Below are 16,407 nucleotides of genomic sequence, written 5' to 3' on the forward strand. Positions count from 1 at the left end.
GTATTAGCTTATTCTCTGCTGCAAAGGCACTAACCATGTGAATTGCTTTTCCTTCACGAGCTGCATCACACGAACCTCTTAATGTTTTGCCATCTATAGCAATCACTCCTTTAATGGCTCCAGCAATATTTTGGGTCCATTGTACAAAACATCTTTCAAAATTCGATGCAGATACATAGCGAAAAAATCTTCCTAAAGTATCATGCGATGGCACACCTGCTAAGCAGATTCCATGCTCTTGCAGCCAAGGTAAATTGCAAGATGCCCATAAATGGATTGTTGCCCAATCATCTGCACCGCATAAAACTGCCAAAATGCTAATTGTAACAATATCAAACAAACTATAGATTTGGTTTCTTTGCTTCCTTGGATCTTCCAGATCCTTAAATACAGCAAAAATACTATTGGGTTTATGAGTATTCATTCATTCCTCCTTTTTAAGGAAAAGAATGATAATTATACCCCTTGCTTTGTCAACTTAAATCTTCATGCAATTTCCCTGCACATTCCGCAGGTTGTAACAATCCCAAGATATTATTTTTTAGTATTAAGGAATAGAATTTAAATTAAAGAATTAATTTTTTTAACGAGTTAGCAATCAAGGAATTAAATTCAAAGAGGGGAACGTGGGCCCCCAGTTTTTTTAGAAAAGCCTATTTGTGTTCCTCCCTAAGCAAAGAAAGCGAAAACATGGAAGATGAAAAAGTATTGTAGCAAGGACTTTACCTCCGTAGGACTGTTTTTACACTATGCAATGAAATTGAGATAAGGGAATATGATAAATTAATTAATCCATCATAATCTAAAAGCTATTATGACTATAGGAGGATTGATTAACTATTTAATGAGTAGGAGTTTATGTTTTGACTCAAGCCTCATTTCAGAAATTATAGGTTAATGGAAATTAACCAGCGGAATGTGGGTTAAATCACGAAAGTTTAAATATTAAAGGATGAAATCTGATTGATTGAGTCAAAAGTGAAACCTATTACTTTAAAATTAAAACTTACATGAAATATTATTAACAATTATTTTATTTGGATTGGCGACTAGCTTTAATTATATCAATTTGTTAAATTGGTGAATCTTTGATGAAGGTAATTTTACCATTCAGCAACTTCTAACTGCTTAGTATAATTTGAACTAAACTTGTTAACGGAGGTCTTTATGAAAAAACTAAATTTTGCCCTTACAATTTTAGGAGCTATTTGCTTGACATCTCTATCAGCAAGTGCCTTATGTGCTGCTACTCCAGGAGAAAAGCTAGATAATACTCTAGATAAAATCCAAGATAAATATGAAAATATCAAGGAAAACGTAAGAGATAAATCCAAAGATTTTGGCGATAAAGTCCAAGATAAATACGAAGATATTAAAGATAAAACTAGAGACACTGCCGAAAAAATAAGAGATAAATCCAAAGATTTTGGCGATAAAGCCCAAGATAAATATGAAGATATTAAAGATAAAACTAGAGACACTGCCGAAAAAATAAGAGATAAATCCAAAGATTTTGGTGATAAAGCTCAAGATAAATATGAAGATATTAAAGATAAAAATAAAGGCACCGTCGAAAAAATAAAAGATAAAGCTAAAGATATCGGTGATAAGATCCAAGATAAATATGAAGATATCAAGGATAAAGTCAGTGATAAAACCAGAAAAATTGCTGATAAAGTCAAAGATAAAGTGAATAAGGGCGCAAGAAATGCTAAGAAAGAATCTCATCGAGCAAAAAAGCACTTGAAAAAAGCTGAAAAGAGAGCAGCTAAAGCTGAGAAAAAAGCTAGAAGAAGAATGAAAAAGTAAGTGTCTTTTCTAAGTGGCAGGCTTTTAGATCTAAAAGCCTGCCAAAAATTTCTTCCCTTTAAAAATTAAAATTTTATCATCTTAAGCGTTATTCTCCCTTGTAGATGCTATTCATACGATCTACCATCCTATTAAAAGTTAAGCGAATAATTCTACGCTTTAAAAAACTTACTCTGTATACCCATCTCTCGGAAAGATATCTCTCTGCTTAATAAGAGAGATTTTATAAAGTAGGTGACTATATAAGGAGTAACTTACAAGTGTCTTCTAACTAACCTATAAGTCAGAGATGAAAAAAAATATAGTCCTTTCTAAATAAAATATTATAAGAAGAAAACTTCGAATAAATAATTTAATAAGGGTTTTAGACTAGTTCTATGGAAGTGTAATCAAAAAAGTAGAATAAGCAAGCACTATAAAGAAGACATTGGAGCAAAGATTTTTACGGCTTCTCCCAACAGATCTAATGAATGGCTTTTCCAAAAAGATAACCAAAAATAATAAAATAGATAATTCCTGTAGAAAATATTAGCTGTTGGCTATATGATCTATTTCTTAGTGTATAGCCTATAATAGGTAAAGCTTGCAGAGCATGAAGGCCAAAAAAATGTGAGGATATTAGATAACCTCGAGAAGTATAATCTGCCAAGGGTAAGCCCCATCCGCTTAGTACTTGCCCTTGCCTCAAATACATATCCTGGAAAGCGATAAAACCGCCTTCTAAACAGCTTAAAAGAAATATCATTAAACCTAAGCGAATCCCCCATAAATAAGCTGGGGAACAAAGGGTAGTGGGGCGAAAAAACAAATATAAAATATAACTCGCAATAAGGGTATTAGCTACAATTAATAGATGAGAAAATAGGTATAGGCACATACCATAACAGATAGCAAGTGTTAAGGGTTGCTCTATGCTAAAATGATAAATTTTTCCTTGTATACTCTGCAGAACAATTACAAGCATTTCCATAAATATAAGCAGGGCTGTTAGCCGGCTTATAGCTGAAAGCATTTTTATAGAAATCTTCAAGTATACTAAAATCCATCCTACCGTCAAAAGATAAAGTCCGAAAGAAAAAGCAAACTTAATAGGCTTTATCCAAGGGATGGTCTCAGATGCAACTGGGGAACCTAAGGGGATTAAGCTTAACAAGAAAATTGCTAAAGCAAAATTAAGGATTGCTAGATAGAAAAGTAGGGGATTGCGCTTTTTGCTTTCTCCTATAAAATATGGCATAGTGTGGGCGAAAGATCTCATGTTCTCTCCAAAGATATCCTAAACTTGTCATAAGAGAAATTTATTTAAAAGAAAATATTTTTATAAAGATGCTCATCAAAAAGCCTTTGAAAATAAATATTTTAATCTTCGTAATCCTCTTAATTCCTGGAAATTGCATACTGAAAAGTGAAGAAGAAACTTAAGTAGATGTTAAGAGCTTAGACAAACGAGGAGAACATAAGAAATCTACATACTATTCTTCTTCTTAAATTTATAAATAGATAAAAGAGAAATTCTTAGCTGGAAGTTTAATGCTATAACCATTAAAGAAAGATTATGGGATGCTAAAAAAGAGGGGAGAAGCATTGCGACAAATCTAGCATTTTTTTCTTCCCTTATTATTTGGAAAGAAGGGCGCAGACTACTGTTCTTTACCCTACAAATTATCCTGCTTAAAGAACGTGTGAAGATTAAATGAGTGCATTAAAAAATCTAATCATGAGAGGTGAGTTGTATGTAAGTTAGCTGCCTATATTCATCAAAAGATAGAGGAGTGCAATATCTGCATCAAAACTTTATCAGCAAGGCAAAGACTGTAAGTTTTCTGGCAAAAATGGTACATGTAGTTTGTAGGCAGCTTATAATTTCTTTTATCTAAAATTTTTTGCATCTCGGACTGCTTATCCTTTTATTATCATTAAAACTCAAAGTAGCCTTTAGTTTTTTTATAACTAATTCTGGAAACGGCCTATATAAATTTATAGAAAGAATATTATTTCATTTCTCTCAATATAGTCCTCGCTACCATGCCGCACAGTAGGAGCAAGTAATTAATTGCTAAGGGCTTATTTGCTAGTTACTTAGAAGATTTTTCAGAAAGTGCCAAATTTTCATCAGAAGCATAAGGATAAATTGTCTCCATTGCTTTCTCAGCTTGTTCTAGCACTGACCACTTGTAAAGGGAAGAAGCTTTATAATGTTTAAGATGTTTATTTTTGCTAAGAACTTCTTGTTTATTAAGGTAATCTGAGATTTTAGACTGAATATCCCGGGCTAAGCTATTAGTTAATAAATTTTTTTCCTCTAAAGTTCTAAGTTCTGAAATCCCTAAAGAGGTGGCTTTTTGTTTTACCATCTCTTCTTCAAGAGAAGGAGCAACAATTTTATAGAAAACTTCTCCTTTTAATATGTCAACTCCCATTTTTGCCCTCTAACTGTTTTTATTAATTAATTATTAAGCACCATCAATTAGACATAATTTAAACCTACTTTAAATGCAATAAGTATCATTGCTGCTTGTTCTTTAAATATCATACCACCTTTGAGTCAGTTAAATTGTACAAGCAACAATTTTAGATGAGTTAGTAATAGAGCCTGATGCGTATCACTTTAAAAAGCATTTGTTTAGAAAACATTAACCCGACTCAGCATATCAGACAAGAATACAGGAAATTTATGAGACTTTGGAACATAAAAGAAGATATGTTGCTTTATGGGCTACTAGCTATTTAAACAGCATTACTAGCCAAATTGATCCGGCCCAAGAGGAAACTATGCAACAGTTAGCCGAAGTCATAAAAAAAGAAAATTAAGACGCTACAATTGACTTTTCATGTCGATAATCTAGGGCAAATAAAAGGGCAAATTTGCTTAGATTATTTTAATAGGGATGCTCTTATTTTTTATTTATAATAGCTTTAAGCATCATTTCTATTACTCTGGCGTATTAACGAAAAGAAAAAAGGCCTTTCATTATAAGGAAATTTTCATTAATGTAACGTCTGATAATATATGTTATGTTGTATAATTGGCTGGAGATCAGGAGTTTTTATCTTTTTAAAATCAGTTCTAAGAGCTTTCTCTTTCATGCCCATGATTTAAGATTAGTAGCAGCAGTCTTTTTTGCACTAAGTTTGATTGATATGTCCTTGAGAGCTGCCATTTCGACTAAGATTATCTAATCGTTTCCGCCATGCAGCAAGCTGTGCCGGTAGCTTTTCTTTTAATTCATCGTAGGTAAGCTTTAGTTTATACTCCGAGAAGTAAGTTATCCTTTTCTCAGAAATTTGAAACTGCTGGCCCTTAAGTGAGAAGCTATCATCGACAAAGAAGCAAATCTCAGCGCTTAAAGGAAATGCTTCCATACCCATTTTTAACAAAGCATTTTTATCGACTTTCCTTAGCATATCTGCAGCAGATACTTTATCATAAATCTTCTTTTCTTCAGAAATTTGGATAAGACTTTCCAAGGCTTCTCGAAGAAGTTCGCCTCCTTGCTCTACCACTTTCGTTAGAACGTAGCCAGCTGAGCGCATGGCAGCAAGATTGCTCTTCTTGAGGAGCTGGATGAGGACATCTAGGGCTTCTTTTGGAAGATCGTCTCCTTGCTCTGCCATTGTTTTTAAAGCATAGGCAGCAGAACTTATGGTAGCAAGGTTGCGTCTTTTGAGAGCTTGGATAAGGGCATCTACCACTGCTTTTCTAGCTTGTCTGCTTCCTTGCCTTATCACTATTCTTAGAACAGAGTCAGCATGATTTTTGGCATCATGATTGCCATCCTTGAGGCCTTGAATAAGAGCATCTATTTCTTGATTAGTAATCCCGTCCCCTTGCTGTTCCGTTGCTCTTAGTCCATAGACAACATACTCACTAGCAAGAGAATTAACCCTCTTCAGGCATTGGAGCATAGCCTTAGGAAGCTTGTCTCTTTGCTGGTCCATTATATTCAAAGTATGTGCGGCATATTTTTTGGCAATATAATCGCCCTCTTGGAGGGCTTGAAAAAGAGCATTTGCAGCTTCCTTAGAAAGCTCTCCTCCTTGCAGTACAACTGCTCCTAAAGCATCGCAAGCAGAAGACAATGTACTAAAATTGCCCTCTTTAAGAATTGGGATGAGAGCATCTATGGTTTTTTATTATGTAAATTATCTTTTTAGAATAGGCAAAAAATTGATGCTTGTAATTTCTTTCAAGTAAATCATAAGTCCTGAACCATCTAAAGAGAAATAATTATTCCATTTTAGCTGGTGAGCGTCAAATTTTTGATTAATTTCTCTTTTTGCGGCTTCTGTGTGCTCTTCTATATTCCTTAAAAAATGTTCTGTAATAAGTTGAAATAAGTCTCTTTTCTCCTGATTAGAAAAAGCTTGAGCGTCATCTTGTAAATTGACTTCAAAAGTTTGATCTAATTCTAATTTTAATTTACCTAATATATGAGCGATGCGCCTTAGTTGTTCCTCAGCATTTTCGAAGAAATTATTGACCCACTCTTCAATTGCTTTTTCCTTTAACCTTTCTACAATTTTTTTTAGAAAAATTTTCCATGCTAGCTGTCCTCTTTTGGTTATTAATAAAGATAAGCACTCTTCAGCCAAGACAAGATCCAATCCAGCCAAAGAAGAAAAATCAATACTTTTTTTAGACGCTATTCTTAAGGAGCAGAGTCTTTCGGCATACCTTTCTAATGTGCTATCTTGGGCTACATGATCACTCCATTGTCGAAAAATTGAAAAGAAATGCTCTGTTTTTGCAGCTAGAAAGCGCTGCAGTTCTGCTTGGAAAACTTGGATTGTTGCCAAGGATTTTTCCTTTAAATCGCGTTGCCTTTTTAGCAAATTGATAAGGACAGTATCTGTTAAATCCTCTCCTTGTTGGCTGATCAACTCTTTAATTTCTAGGCATTCTTTATTTACAATTATTTGGGAAGACCCTGGCTGTCCTTGCCTACCCGCCCGACCAATTGCTTGGTCTTCGACTCTTTGTGAATCTGGATAAAATGTTAGCAGAACATGCAAGCCCCCATTTTGTAAACTTTCTTGACTAAGTACAATATCTGTTCCCCTACCTGCTGTATTTGTGGCAATCGTGACCATGCGAGACTCCCCTGCCCGATTTAAAATCACATGTTCGAGTTCTTCTTGTACTTCATTTAGAATTTGAACGTTTATTTTTTCTTTTGAGAGGCGTGTAGCTAGTTCTTTTGTCTCCTTAATTGTAGCACATAAGACCAAACAAGGGCGTCCTATCTGGATGCATTGCTTAACGTTTTGTAAGATGGTTGAATGATATTTTTCAGTTGTTGGAACAAACAGAATAGGAAAATCTTGTCTTTGTAAGGGACGATGTGGGGGTACATCAAAACTCTCAATGTGATAGATCTCTCTAGTTTGAAATCTTTCTGCTGTACCTGTCAAGGCCGTAATTGTATGGTAAAATTTGTAAAAAACAGCATGAGATAAGGAAAGAGGAGACAAAGTTTCTTTTTCGACGAGAATGTCGTGTTTAACCTCTAAAAATTCATGAATTCCATTTGCCCAGCGGCTATTTTCTGATACTCGCCCAGTGTCAAGGTTAACAATTTGAATGGTTCGTTTCGCGTGCCCTTGAGGAGTCTTTTTTACTTTGATGATATATTCCTTATCCAAGCTCAATTCAAATAAGACATGATGAGCTGACCTGAGCCAAGTTTGGAGCTGATCATCTTGGAGCTGGTTAACCATTTTTTGTTGTTCTAGATTTAATGTATGATTTAAAAAGGATTTCAATAAAATAAGCGCTTGGTTTTGATTCTCTTTCACTATTTCCTTATGCTCACGTACAAAAAGTAAGATTGGAGCATAAATCCATTCATAAGAATTAGTGGTTGGACAACCCAACCTTGCCCCATTTTGAGCATTATCAACTAGAAGATTATCCGACTCATCAACCATTACAACATCAAAATTGCGGTGAATATAGGGAATTTTTAACCGTTGTTGATAGAGTTTTGATCCCCAAAGCATATCTTCCATCCAAGCAAATTCAAAATCAAATGCTGGCCCATAAAGGATCTGTGCTTCAAAGTCTTCAGGCCTTTTTCGATCACGGCAAATGTGACTTATGGTAATCCCACATTTTTTAAAAAAGGTGGCAAATTTATCGTGATCGCGAATTGCAAGGTAACGAGCAGAGGTAATAACGTCAATAGCGCGACACTCCATAGCCATGACGAAAGCCCAAAGAGCAATAATTGTTGATTTGCCCTCTCCTGTTTTAACTTGTCCCTGTCGGCTTTTTCCATCAAGCAGAAGAGCCAAAAGCGCAAGTATTTGCGTGCTAAAAGGATAAATACCAAACTCTAGCCAGATGGCGACACGACCGATAGCAATCAAGTTAAGACGATTCTCTTCATTAATGGAAGCTGTTTTGGCTAAGTTGCGGATTGAGTGGGCTTGCTTCAAGAGTTCATGAAATTCCAGCTGTTTATAGTGGGTACATAATTTTTCAATGGTTTGATACTGAAGAAAAATAAGGTGTAGTTCTCTATCATGCAAAGGCTGCGTTATTGTAGGATCTCGCTTAAATCTTGTTAAACGCTGCGAAATAGAATCTTGAAAAAAGGTCTCATCGGAAGATGTTGGCTTAAGTTGATCTTTAGAAAGCGTAACTAAAAAATTCCACTCAAGGTGCTGATTTTTCCATTGGTCTATTAAGGCATAAAAATTATCATTTTTTCTTATTTTCAATAAGAATTTTAAGTTTTTCATGGCCTGGCTCAAGGTCCATTCAGTTGTTTGATTTAAGGAAGTTAAATAATCATCCAATAATTCTTCCCCTACCTTGTTTTTTAGGCTTAGGCATAAACTCAAAAATTCCTTAACATCTACCTCAGAGGAATGCTCAAACACCATTAATCGTTCTGGAGAATGTAGAGAAAAAATAGTCTTATACAGTTTAAGTTTCTCAAATTCATCAAATTTAATGTTATAGGTAATGTTAAGGGAGTAAAAAAGACATGCGTAAGTTTCGCTTTCCCATTTTTGATGAGTTGAAAGATGAGATAAAAACTCGTCAATCAATTTTGGCAAAGCATAATAGGTTTGACAGTCATAGATTTGGGTGTAAGCTTGTAGAATTAGAGAAGATTCTGGGATGTTAAGTGAATTGGAGAGCTGGCTTTTTTGTTTTCTATGGATTAAACTAGGCAGCTTATCTGCATGAAATTGATCGACCAAAGAAATAAGGGTTTTGATGGAATGATAGGCTTTTTTTTTATTGTCGATCTGATGCAGAAATTCACCTAAAAATCCTTTTTGGGCAATTTCAAGAACTTTATTCCATGTGGGTTGAGTTTGAAATTTTGCGTTTGAAAGGAGGCAAACAAAGAATTTTTCCCGTTGTTTAAGAAACAATTCATTTGGTTCATGACTTACCCGAATAGCACCTAAGGCAACAGAGATGATATCTATTTCGTTTCCTTTTATTTGATACAAATATTGCTCAAAAATTTCTTTTAAAGGACTTGTCAATTGCTGAAAAGTAGATCTTTCAGTACCAGAAAGCCATTGCACAGGATCAATTTCAATAGAATTCATTTTTTCCTTCTTATCATCATTTTTTCATTGAGAGAACAATATTTAAACTGTAAGGGTTACGATTTTTTTTATTTTTATTTAAGTGAACATCCCTTGTGACTTACCTAAAATGGAACACTCGACTCCGCATACTTATCTTAGCAAAGAGTAGAGCTCATTTTAATTTTTACCTAGCAGCCATTTTAAAATTATTCGAGAGCTTCTCAATTTAATCAGAATTTCTACTAAATTTTTCAAGGAATTGCTTTACTTTTGGGTTAATAACCTCTTCATGAGCTACTATCAAAGGAGTAACTCCATTTAAATCCTCTTCATGGACATTAGCTTCTTGCTTTAATAGGAGACGAATAATTTCTAAATTCTCAGTATATACTGCATAGTGAAGAGCTGTCCTACCCAAAGCATCTTTCTGATTGACTGGAAAATGTCGTAGCGTCAATTGAATAGCTAAAGAGTTATTTGCGAGAACAGCTGTATAAAGAGGGGTACTGTTTTGAGGAGCTTGGGTAATAATTAAAAGAAGACGGTCTATACATTCCTTTATATCAATTGTTGCAAGTTCTAGTGGAGAACATGAGTTAAAGCTAGTTTTGAGTTTAGGATCGGCGCCACAAATTATTAGCAATTCAACAATTTCTTTAAACCCTTTTTCAGCGGCAATGTGCAAAGGTGTCATTCCCAGTGAATCTTGGATATCAAAATCAGCTCCTTGGTCAATCAATAGCATCACATGAGTCAAATTACCAGCTCGTGTTGCTAGATGCATTAATGTCTCCCCTTTACTATTTTGATAGTCCAAAGAAGGGTTAGTGAAGTCGAGCATCAATTTAAATTGTTCAGGCGATGAATTAGCAGCAGCTAGCTCAAGAGGAATTTGACCTGTATCATTGCAAAGTTTCCAGTCAGCTCCTTGCTTGAGAAAAAACTCGGTAACATGCAGAGCACCGAATTGACAAGCATAGTGTAGACCTGTCAATCCATGATCAAGCCTTGAAGAAATGGGAATACCCATTGTATACAAAATTTTCACGGGATCAATGTAGTCCTTTGCAATTGCCAAGCAAATAGCTGGTAACAGCTGGCCAAGGTCGTTTATTAGCAGATATTCTTGGAAGAGGGTAATCAATCTTTGAGTATTACCCGCGCTATTTACGATAAGGCTTTGCAAAATATCTACACCCTCAGAAGTTTTTTTATGGGGGTTCGCTCCATGTTCAAGAAGCCATTTGACTGCTTCTACTGTTCCTTGTTTGGCTGCCAAAAGAAGGGGTGTAGTTTCTTTAAGGGAGTGCTGTCCGTTTTCTGTATCTAAAACAGGAGTTTCAACTGAAATACCTTGAGAGAGCAAAAATTTCATAGCTTTGATCTTCCCTGCTAAAGCAGCAGCATGAATGGGCTGTAAACCTTGATCATCGTAAGTAGAAATCGATAATCCTTGCTCGGCAAGAAAACGTAAAATGTAAATTTTATTGCGAGTCGCAGCAATATGTCCAATAAACTGATCCTCATAGCTCATGCGATTGAATTGTGCCCCACGAAATAAAAGAAAAAGAGTAATTTCTTCATTTTTAGATAAGAGCGAGGCCGAGAGAGGAGTCAAATAACTCGTCCCTTTTTTATCACTAAGACTTACTCTATGATTGACATTTGCTCTAAATTTAATTAAGAGGCGAATAATAGGATAATTGCCTTTTAGGCAAGCAAAAATCAAAGGTGTGATGCCAGAAGCGTTACAGGATTCAATATTAGCGCCTCCTTTCAATAGTTCTTTAACTTGCTCGCGTTTATTTTCTTTAATGGCATAAAAAAGAGGGGTAAGCTCTTGATGATCTACAGGATCTACTTTAGAAGGGCCGAGCTTTTTGATGAGATTTTTCAGGAGCTCTATATTATCTGCGACAGCTGCAAAATGCAAAGGCGTTTGTCCTTGATGATTGGTTGTATCCAAAGAAAACGCATCGAATTGAGTCGGATTTAAAGAAGTATTTTTGATCATCAAATGCGCATATGAATTGCCCTCAAAATCTATTAAATGAGGATTAAATTCTCTAATTTTAGTAAGGGCTGTAATTAAACGATTGAGTTGTTTAGTTTCAGAATGAACGCAAGATTTTAAAATGAGATGTAAAAGCGTACCTCGCAAATTGAACCCCTTTAAATTTATTGTAAAATAGGTATTAATTGGCCATTGAGGTAATACTTCTATAATAGAAGCAAGATCTTGCTTAGAGACGGCATCATACAGCTTTTGGATCAATCTTTGATAATTTTCTCTTTCTGGATTAATTCCTAGCTTAGCTTTCACAGCATAATGATTGTTTGTGAAAGAAAGACTAGAGAGCTTAGTTTTATTTTCTTCATCAATTAAAAATCCATGTTTAATCAGAATTTCAGCGCAATGTTCTTGGCCTTCTCGACAAGCAATATGTAGGGCGTTATCACCCATTATTTTTTCTTGCTTAGCATTTGGATTTATAGTCAAAATGATCTCTAACATTTCTGCTTGACCCTCTTTGGCAGCGAGTAATAAGGGTGTCCAACTCTCATGATTGTGGCAAGCGTAAGAAGCTCCCCTTTCCATTAATCTCAAAAAAGCTCCCATGTCCTTGGCTTTAATGGCAAGCAAAAGGGCTGTATCACCTGTAAGATAGCTTGGCTCATTCAAGTCAGCTCCTGCTTTGACAAGTGTATCTAATATCTCTTCTTCTGCGAAAGAAGCAGCATAAAAAATGACATCTGGGGTAATGGGGTTGCGATGATTTTCATCTAACAAAAATGCAACGTTTTCTTCCCTTTTGCTTTGAACAGCATAAAAGATAGGATAACGATCTTGGCCATCTTTGACATTTAATTGTGCTCCACAACCATATAAATAACCTAAGACTTTGCTTGAAGTGCTTCGAGCAGCAAGATGAACAGGGAAAAAATTTTTTCCATTTTCAATTGAATGGTTAACAAGATGAGAAGCACCAAATTTTTCCACAAATAAACGAATGAGATCTAAGTCACCTCTTTCTAAAACACTGTAAAATAAATGTCTTCCTTGATAATGATTGATTAAAGGTAAGCCTCTTTTCTTTATTTGTCCAACCAAGAAACTAAAAACTCGCTTACTTCCATTCTCGCCTGCAAGATAGGGAAGAGTTTTACCTCCTTCCGCTGCTAAAGGTTGGAGAGGGTCTTTCGTTTGTTGGTAACGCTTTCTGAATAAATAAATTCCATCAGATTGAGCAAGATAATGTTCAATTTTCCATCCCTTAGTACCTCTTATAGTGTCTAAACTTACTCCTTGAGGAATTAAGAGATTGGAAATAGCAACATGATTACCAGCTTTAGCAGCCGATAATAACAAATCCTGCAGTTCAATTTGTGTGAAATGGGCGTTTTTAAAAATTGAGTCAATAAAAGAAGAACCTCCCTTGTAACCTGTTTGCAGCAAAAGTTTAAAAAGGCGTTGAGGAGTAATTTCAGCACCACGTTTTAATAAAACTTCAAGAAATGGATAAAACTTACCTCTAATGGCCAATTCGATGGGGGATTCTTTGAGTTTATTTTTGGCACCTAAATCCCTCACGTCTTTAATTAAATTTAGGATATTCATTGCCACTGGAAGATGAGCATAGCGGAGAGCCATAAGGAGTGGGGTATCTCGTATGGCATTTTTATAGTCTAGATAGCCAGGAAGCTGGCTTAAAAGTTGATTAATCTCTAGCGAATTCTTTTTGATGGCTATCTCAATGGTAAAAGGAGTTAAGCTTGAGTGAGGAGTCAAAAGTTGGCATAGCTGTAAATTATCATGCTTGAGAGCATAATCCAATGCTGTTTTTCCATTTTTTGCCCTTTTTTTCGGATCAGCACCTTTTTTTAGAAGATAATCGACTAAGGGATATAAGCCTCCTGCACAAGCAATCATAAGAGGAGTAATGCCTTCATTGGTCTCTGCATTAATTATTTTCACAGCTTTTTCTGACTGCTCTAATAGGATTTTTATAGATTTTAAATCACCTTGATGAGCAATGCAATGTAGTACTGTATAGCCATCATTTAGCGTGGCATCGCCCCATGCTCCTCGATGTATTAACCATTGAATTATTTTGAATTGTTTGTGCTGAATAGCGACGATTAAAGGGGTTGCTCCTTGATTACTCCCAGTATTTATGGTCTGCGGATATTTCTCTGTTAAAACTTCCAACTGATTTAAATGCCCATGCATGGCAGCATAATGGACGGGAAGATAGTTTTTATTGTCGCCTACAAGAGGAGATAAGCCTTTCTTTAGCAGAGCAACGGTGAAAGCGGGATTTCTTGCACTTGCACTATGATGTAGCAAAGAACGACCCTCACGGTCTTGCATGCCATCTAATGCAACATTTTGAATCAGGTCAACAAAATTTTCTTCGTTGTCTTGAGTGATCGCTTGCAAAAGTTTTCGCATTATTTTACTAGAGGAAGAAATGAAGAAAGAAAAATTTTTGTCATTTTTTCCAAAATCCAATAGCATACTATCGAAACCAAGTTTAAAAATTATCCCTTTAGGCTCATTTGGATGATGACTTTCAACTACTAAACACTCTCCCGTTTTGGTATTTTGGAGTGCTCCCCCCATTTGTTCTAAAATTTGATGGCTCATCAAAGAAGGTTTAACTTTTAGTGAGGAGGTATTCATTCCACATCCTCCAACAATTCTTTCACCCGTTTCGATCTCTTTGGCAGATTGTTCGCTAGGTAAGATGAAACAGTCCAGATTAAGTTTCCCAATCGGTTCTAGTTTATTTTGGTTTTTAAATATACTAGGCAATACCTTAAAAAAACGCTGAATGATTATATCTGGATTATTGTTTATCTCATTTATCAGCTTGTAATTTTGCCCACTGTTTTCCAAAAGAGCTTGCTTACATTGATCAAATAAATTCTTGATGTTTTCTAAAATATCTATTTCGCTTGTGCATTGCTCGATATAAACTTCATATTTTGTTTCATTAGCTAGCATGTCTTGCTGCAGAAAAGGCGAAGCATTCCCATAAATTTCTTTTTGAAGGATTCTTTTAAAATCACTCTTCATTCGATCATTTTCAATAATGCTTGTCTGATGGGAGAGAAACCGGCCAATTAAGGTCTCATTTTGATTAATGAATGTTTGAAAAATTTTGAAAAAATTGATTTTTAATTCTTCCTCACGCGGCTCTAAAAGAGGAAGGGGGGGGAAGAGGGCTGGGCAACCGGCCGCTTTAACTTCTCCTTCTGATAAAAAAGGAATTTTACGATGTTTTTTCAAGGTCATAAAGTAATAAGAAAAGAAATTAATTACCCCTAGCATAGCAAAATATTTACGGCAAAATGGCATCTTCACCATGTGATTATGAATTTGCTGCTTCATGATTTCATAAACATGGATGAGCTTATCGTAAGCCGCAGGATAGCGGCCATTTATTTTACAATATTCTTCAAGTGCTTGCTGATAATCGGGGTGAGGTTCAATAGTATATTGAACCTCAAAGTCAGGCGTAAGGACAAATAACCCCTCTGACTGATAAATGCCTTTTTGTTTGGCAATAATTCGAAAGGAATTTGTGAATTTTGTATACTCTTCGAAAATGGGATTTTCCTTTAGATAGCTATCATCCCAAGCTTCATATATACGTCCACTAAGTTCTTTCTTTATTATTTCCCAATTGCTCTTCTCTAATCGTTTTAGTAGAGATCTCACTGAGGTGTAGGTTTGATCATCTTCGCCTAGTTGCGCTTCGGTATAGCTTTTAAGATTAATCAATTGCTGTAGCGTAGAGTTATTAAGGGGAATTGGAGCAGGTTTTTTTTGCCATTCGTGAATGAATGTTTCCTTAAAAACTCCTCCATTGAGATAGCCTTTCATAAAATAATCAAGCATGCTAAAAACCTGGCCCACAAGAGTATTTTCATAAACAGGATGGATAACTGGATACAAGTTGGCATCTGTATTGAAATGTAGGCTGAAGAAAGGGACAGTATGATGAACATAGATTCCATAAGCAAGCTCTTGAAGGATTTGTTTCAGTTCTTGACTGTTAAAGGGCACATCCTCTCCTTCAAAAGCCGGGATAAAGAAGGCGTGCTCCGTTGCAAATAGCGATTCAGGAGAATCGAAGAGCCCCTCAATTAACTCGACAGAGCAGCCAACACCTCCAATTTCACCCCTTGCCCCTCCTTTTGTAGGAGCTGGATGATCTTGGTGACAAGAGTTAAACGACTTTGCCAGCCCTGTTTTTTGTAAAGTTTCATGAAATTGAGCCTTTCCTGGTGTAGAGTCAGGTTTAAAGTTTTTATCAGGATCTTTTTTATAAGCAAACCTCCATTTATCTCTAAATTCAACCGGTGATTTATACCTAGGATGCTTATTATCTCGATATACATCTATATGAGAAGGCTCTCCGAACCGATTATGATGATCAATGTGGTAAAAAACTCCTGTTTTTTTATTATAGTATGCTCCTTTCCCATTGGCTGGATCTGGGCCTGAAGTTGTAAATTTTCCAGCTTTCACTTTTTCTTCAAATCTGTTGACGAGCTCTTCTTTTGTTAAATGTGATACAGGACTTGCATTCCCTGTTTTAATATGTCTATTTTGAAGGTGTTTGCTAAACCGACCAGCGCCTTCTAAATAGGGCAAGATAAGAAGTTCTCTATTTAGAGCATTAAAAACAAAGTCCCACCTTCTTTGGGAAATTTTTTCAATTCGTGTCATCAAGCTGTGGCCTTTAAGTTCTGGATCAAAGGCTGATCGAATTTTATTCTTTGGAATAACAGAAAAATCCTTTTCAGGATTTTGTATTACTCCAATCATTCCATAATTTGCTAATTTGAAAAGTTGGATATAGCATCCTTTTTCATCCTTAAAGGGAAAGGTAAGAGGAACCAAAGTACGAAGAAATTCTACTGCATTGTCTCTAGTCAATTTCTTTTCTTGAGTTAGGGTAGGAGTACTTGTCAAAGAATCTAAATGATTTAATGGATTTAGCGTCATATTCTCACTTTTTCCTAAGGTTAATT

General features: G+C 35.5%; 8 protein-coding genes. 2 read left to right on the forward strand and 6 right to left on the reverse strand.

Annotated features, from left to right (window positions below):
- Window positions 1-424 (reverse strand): ISAs1 family transposase (locus NEOC95_RS07630; RefSeq protein WP_213152397.1); only part of this gene is annotated, 424 nt, incomplete at its 3' end.
- 743 nt (window positions 425-1,167) lie between these two features.
- Between NEOC95_RS07630 and NEOC95_RS07635 the strand changes: the two genes are divergently transcribed.
- Window positions 1,168-1,809: a YtxH domain-containing protein gene (locus NEOC95_RS07635; protein ID WP_166154845.1), complete on the forward strand. Its 642-nt coding sequence runs from the start codon at window positions 1,168-1,170 to the stop codon at window positions 1,807-1,809.
- 463 nt (window positions 1,810-2,272) lie between these two features.
- On the opposite strand, the gene NEOC95_RS07640 is transcribed toward NEOC95_RS07635, so the two are convergent.
- Together NEOC95_RS07640 and NEOC95_RS07645 are read right to left on the reverse strand one after the other, a co-directional pair.
- The gene (locus tag NEOC95_RS07640) at window positions 2,273-3,046 is read right to left on the reverse strand and encodes a hypothetical protein (RefSeq protein ID WP_213152398.1); all 774 of its coding nucleotides are present in this window, start codon (window positions 3,044-3,046) and stop codon (window positions 2,273-2,275) included.
- 838 nt (window positions 3,047-3,884) lie between these two features.
- Window positions 3,885-4,229 (reverse strand): hypothetical protein, encoded by a 345-nt coding sequence (locus NEOC95_RS07645; protein WP_166154841.1) that lies wholly within the window; start codon window positions 4,227-4,229, stop codon window positions 3,885-3,887.
- 262 nt (window positions 4,230-4,491) lie between these two features.
- Here NEOC95_RS07645 and NEOC95_RS09540 point away from each other — a divergent pair, with 262 nt between their 5' ends.
- The gene (locus NEOC95_RS09540) at window positions 4,492-4,620 is read left to right on the forward strand and encodes a hypothetical protein (protein WP_278248292.1); all 129 of its coding nucleotides are present in this window, start codon (window positions 4,492-4,494) and stop codon (window positions 4,618-4,620) included.
- 315 nt (window positions 4,621-4,935) lie between these two features.
- Here the strand turns inward: NEOC95_RS09540 and NEOC95_RS07650 are convergent, their stop codons facing one another.
- The 3 genes from NEOC95_RS07650 to NEOC95_RS07660 all read right to left on the reverse strand — a co-directional run bounded on the left by NEOC95_RS07650 (window position 4,936) and on the right by NEOC95_RS07660 (window position 16,381).
- Window positions 4,936-5,889: a hypothetical protein gene (locus tag NEOC95_RS07650; RefSeq protein WP_213152399.1), complete on the reverse strand. Its 954-nt coding sequence runs from the start codon at window positions 5,887-5,889 to the stop codon at window positions 4,936-4,938.
- A 63-nt stretch (window positions 5,890-5,952) separates the two neighbouring features.
- On the reverse strand, window positions 5,953-9,381 hold the full coding sequence (locus NEOC95_RS07655) for a preprotein translocase subunit SecA (RefSeq protein WP_213152400.1): 3,429 nt from the start codon (window positions 9,379-9,381) through the stop codon (window positions 5,953-5,955).
- A 208-nt stretch (window positions 9,382-9,589) separates the two neighbouring features.
- Complete coding sequence (locus NEOC95_RS07660; RefSeq protein ID WP_213152401.1) at window positions 9,590-16,381, reverse strand: ankyrin repeat domain-containing protein; 6,792 nt, start codon at window positions 16,379-16,381, stop codon at window positions 9,590-9,592.
- Window positions 16,382-16,407: the final 26 nt, after the last annotated feature.

The sequence above is a fragment of the Neochlamydia sp. AcF95 genome (assembly GCF_018342455.1).
Taxonomy (GTDB): domain Bacteria; phylum Chlamydiota; class Chlamydiia; order Chlamydiales; family Parachlamydiaceae; genus Neochlamydia.

Bases quoted from the DNA above. Each gene is read 5' to 3' on its own strand.
- NEOC95_RS07635 (WP_166154845.1), top strand. From the start codon at position 1,168: ATGAAAAAACTAAATTTTGCCCTTACAATTTTAGGAGCTATTTGCTTG.
- NEOC95_RS07640 (WP_213152398.1), bottom strand. From the start codon at position 3,046: ATGCCATATTTTATAGGAGAAAGCAAAAAGCGCAATCCCCTACTTTTC.
- NEOC95_RS07645 (WP_166154841.1), bottom strand. From the start codon at position 4,229: ATGGGAGTTGACATATTAAAAGGAGAAGTTTTCTATAAAATTGTTGCT.
- NEOC95_RS07655 (WP_213152400.1), bottom strand. From the start codon at position 9,381: ATGAATTCTATTGAAATTGATCCTGTGCAATGGCTTTCTGGTACTGAA.
- NEOC95_RS07660 (WP_213152401.1), bottom strand. From the start codon at position 16,381: ATGACGCTAAATCCATTAAATCATTTAGATTCTTTGACAAGTACTCCT.